We start from the raw sequence: 3,120 nt of genomic DNA, 5'->3' as shown, positions 1-3,120 counted from the left end.
GCGTTCCACATTCCGACCGAGGACACCCCGGACGCCGACCGCGACACGACGCCTGCCGCTGGCGGGCGCCCGGCCAGGTCCCCGGAGCATCAGGCGAGGGCTGACCTGTGGACGTTCGCGCAGTCCGCCGGGTTCTCCTCGACGCAGAAGCTCGCCGCCGACTTCGCCGGCTGGTCCAGCGGGCTCGTGCTCACCGAGGCACCGGTCGCGGACGTCCGCGCCTTCATGGAGTTCCTTATGCGTGAGGCCGCTGAGAGCAACGGTGCGGCATGACGACAGATAGTGGCGCTTCTGGTACGTCGCGTGTCCTCATCGACTTGCAGTCGAACGGATCGCAGTACGAGTTCCACCCCAAAGACCTCGGCCTGCCCGAGACGGGCCTGACAGCCGAGGCGGTGATCCAGGCTCTCAAAGAGTCGGGGAGCAAGACCGACGCTGCTCGTGACCTTGACCTGTTCGATGAGGACTCCTGGTCTATCTATGTGCAGGTCAGCGGGTCAGACGGCTGGACGAGGGCCGAGTGGTGACCGCCCGACCGGCCCCTAAGCGGTGCTGTCACCGTGCTGAGCGAGCCGCCCTGCGCATGGCCGCGACCGGCCGCGACGGCAGGTCGTCGTCGTGAGCACCCTCGACCTGTTCCGCGCCGAGATCACCGCCTACGACCGGAGTCGCGCCCGGTCGCAGCAGACCGAGCCGGGAGCGTCGCAGACGTACTCGTGCCGGGCCGCGACGGTCCTACGGGCCAACGGCGTGCCGGAGACGGACGAGACGGACTCGTGGGCTTCGATCGTCGGGACCGCGATCCACCTGACGGCCGAGCACGCCGCCGGCAAGGGCGTGCTGACCGAGCACCGCGTCAGCTACCGGGGTGTCCCGGCGACGATCGACCGCTACCGCGATGGTGTCTTGTCAGACGTCAAGACCAAGGCTGACGCCGCCGCGATCGCCAAGGCCCGCAACTACGGGCCGCACTCCGGCCATGTCGGTCAGATCATGCTCGGCGCGGGCGGATTGATCGCCGAAGGACTCGACGTGCACACCGTCGAGTTGCTGTTCATCCCCCGTAACGGATCTCTGGACGACGCCTACCTGTGGTCCGCACCCTACGACCGGGCGCTCGCCGACGAAGCCGCTGACTGGCACGAGCAGGTCCGCAAACTCATCGCCGAACGGTCCGGGCTCGAGCCTGCCGACCAGGCCGACGGTCTGCGCGACCAGCCGATGAGTTGGTGCGCCGCTTACTGCGAGTTCCGCACCGCCTGCCGCGGCCCCGCACCTGTCGATCCCGAGGTGGACGCGCTCGTGCATGCGACCGTCCTGGAGTTCCTCGAGGCGGACGACGCGGAGAAGGCCGCGAAGCAGACGAAGGACGCCGCCCGTCGCTTCCTGGCGCCGTACGACGCGCTGCCCGGTCTGCGCTGGCAGGGAGGCAACAGTCGGTCGTCTGAGGAGCTGGACCTCGACCGGCTGTTGGAGGACTACCGGGCGCTGATCGGTGAGCCGCCGATGCGGACGGTCGAGAAGGTCACCGCCCGGTCGCTGCGGAGGACATCGTGACGACTGCAGACGAGTTGTGGCAGTACGGCGTAGCGCACGTCGAGGACGGCGAGGTCGTCGAAACACAGCCGACGGCTGACCTCACTAGCGCCCAGCGGACCGTCAAGGAATGCGCCGCCGCCGGCACCGCCACGATCCACCCGGATTGCCACGTCGTCCGCCGGCCACTGTTCGTCGAGTGGCAGGCGTTCGCGCCATGACAGCGCCGCCCCTGACCCCCAACGACGTCGCGCTCGCTTTGGCCCGGCTCGGCCGCGACCTCGAGGCGTGCGTCCGCTCCCTCGACCACGCCGACCGCGAATCCGTCCACAAGCGAGAGGACTTCACCTTGGCTCTGTCCCGCGCCTTTCTGGCGACCGAAGGACCTATGGACATGCGTAAGCACCGGTCCATCGTGGACACGCACACCGAACGGCTGGCCGCGGAGGTCGCCGAGCAGATCGTCTGGGGTCTGCGCCGGCAGGTCGATTCCATCAAGGTCCGCATCGACATTGGCCGGTCCGTGGGAACGGCGCTCCGGGCTGAGCTGACCGCGCTGGGTGGCACGTCGTGAAGCGCTCCCCGATGCCCCCTCGTAGGACGTCGCTGCCCCGCACCGGCAACCTACGCGCCCGCTCCCCGAAGACGGCCCGGCTGTACGTCGAGCGCTGTCGGTTGGTTGCTGATCTGCTGGCCGAGCGTCCGTGGTGCGAAGTGCCGTGGTGTGAGGACCGCTCGACCGCCGTCCATGAGCCGCTCACGAGGGCCCGCGGTGGCGACATCCTGGACCGGGACAACTGCCGCTGCGTCTGTGACCCGCACCATGCCGAGATTCACACCGAGGCTCCCTGGGTGTACGCGCTGGGCTTTCTCGTCCACTCGTGGGACGGGAGGCGAGCGTCGTGACCGGAGACAGCCGCGATTCTGTTCTGTGTGGATGGAGCGTCTACAACTGGCTGCTGGACGACAGGCCGCATGACTGCGGCGAGCCTGCCGTCGCAACGATCACGTTCGGTTGTGTGCATGAGCACTTCTCGCCACCCGCCCTGACCTGCGTGGACTGCCTCCCTCGGATGGCGACGCAGGATCTGCGCTGCACACCCTGCCGGGACGCGGGCCACCCCGACGTGTCGGTAGTCGTGGTCGAGCAGGCTGCGTTGGCAACGCCCGCTAGTCCCGACTCTACGGTCGGCGGTCCGTCGTGACCGTCGTCCTGTTCCTCGCCCGGCATCCTGTCGCTGTCCTGGCCGCGAGCGCCGTTGTGGTCGTCACGTCCGGCTTGGTCATCTGCCTCGCGGCGGTCGCTGAGGCCGACGCGGCAGGGGTCGAGCTGTGAGCGCCACAGAGGACGATCCATGCCAGTGCCATCTGACGGTCGCCTACGTGTCGCCGATCGACAAGACACCGGACGGCACGTCGTGACTCCCTCCAGCCCCGCCGCCCGTGTCGGACGGGAAGCCACACGGGCGGCGGACCCAACCTGCTCCTGGGCGGCCTGTCACAACGCGGCTGCCGGCGTCGCTGACGACTGGCCGATGTGCCGGCCGCACCTGGGCATGCATCACGACTTCGCGGACGAGGCGC

Annotated in this window: 7 protein-coding genes; all 7 read left to right on the top strand. The window is 68.9% G+C overall.

From position 1 onward, the window contains the following. Positions 1–273 (top strand): hypothetical protein (locus tag VNJ48_RS01500; protein WP_325598400.1); only part of this gene is annotated, 273 nt, incomplete at its 5' end. Beyond that, positions 270–527 (top strand): hypothetical protein, encoded by a 258-nt coding sequence (locus VNJ48_RS01495; protein ID WP_325598398.1) that lies wholly within the window; start codon positions 270–272, stop codon positions 525–527. The genes VNJ48_RS01500 and VNJ48_RS01495, both read left to right, overlap by 4 nt. Positions 528–618: 91 nt before the next feature. Then, positions 619–1,557, top strand: coding sequence for a hypothetical protein (locus tag VNJ48_RS01490; protein ID WP_325598396.1), 939 nt, complete (start codon positions 619–621; stop codon positions 1,555–1,557). Then, positions 1,554–1,757 carry a hypothetical protein gene (locus VNJ48_RS01485; protein ID WP_325598394.1) on the top strand — a complete coding sequence of 68 codons (204 nt, stop codon included), beginning with the start codon at positions 1,554–1,556 and terminating at the stop codon, positions 1,755–1,757. The genes VNJ48_RS01490 and VNJ48_RS01485 overlap by 4 nt, the downstream gene beginning before the upstream one ends. Then, on the top strand, positions 1,754–2,110 hold the full coding sequence (locus VNJ48_RS01480) for a hypothetical protein (protein WP_325598393.1): 357 nt from the start codon (positions 1,754–1,756) through the stop codon (positions 2,108–2,110). The genes VNJ48_RS01485 and VNJ48_RS01480 overlap by 4 nt, the downstream gene beginning before the upstream one ends. Then, positions 2,107–2,442, top strand: a complete 336-nt coding sequence (locus VNJ48_RS01475) for a hypothetical protein (protein WP_325598391.1) — start codon at positions 2,107–2,109, stop codon at positions 2,440–2,442. Before VNJ48_RS01480 ends, VNJ48_RS01475 begins: the two co-directional genes overlap by 4 nt. 295 nt (positions 2,443–2,737) lie before the next feature. After that, on the top strand, positions 2,738–2,872 hold the full coding sequence (locus VNJ48_RS01470) for a hypothetical protein (RefSeq protein WP_325598389.1): 135 nt from the start codon (positions 2,738–2,740) through the stop codon (positions 2,870–2,872). Positions 2,873–3,120 lie beyond the last annotated feature (248 nt).

Source organism: Nocardioides sp. (genome assembly GCF_035576065.1).
Taxonomy (GTDB): domain Bacteria; phylum Actinomycetota; class Actinomycetes; order Propionibacteriales; family Nocardioidaceae; genus Nocardioides.
The sequence above is the reverse complement of the archived record's forward strand: the minus strand, read 5'-3'. Positions and strand labels throughout refer to the sequence as shown.

Bases quoted from the DNA above. Each gene is read 5' to 3' on its own strand.
- VNJ48_RS01495 (WP_325598398.1), top strand. From the start codon at position 270: ATGACGACAGATAGTGGCGCTTCTGGTACGTCGCGTGTCCTCATCGAC.
- VNJ48_RS01480 (WP_325598393.1), top strand. From the start codon at position 1,754: ATGACAGCGCCGCCCCTGACCCCCAACGACGTCGCGCTCGCTTTGGCC.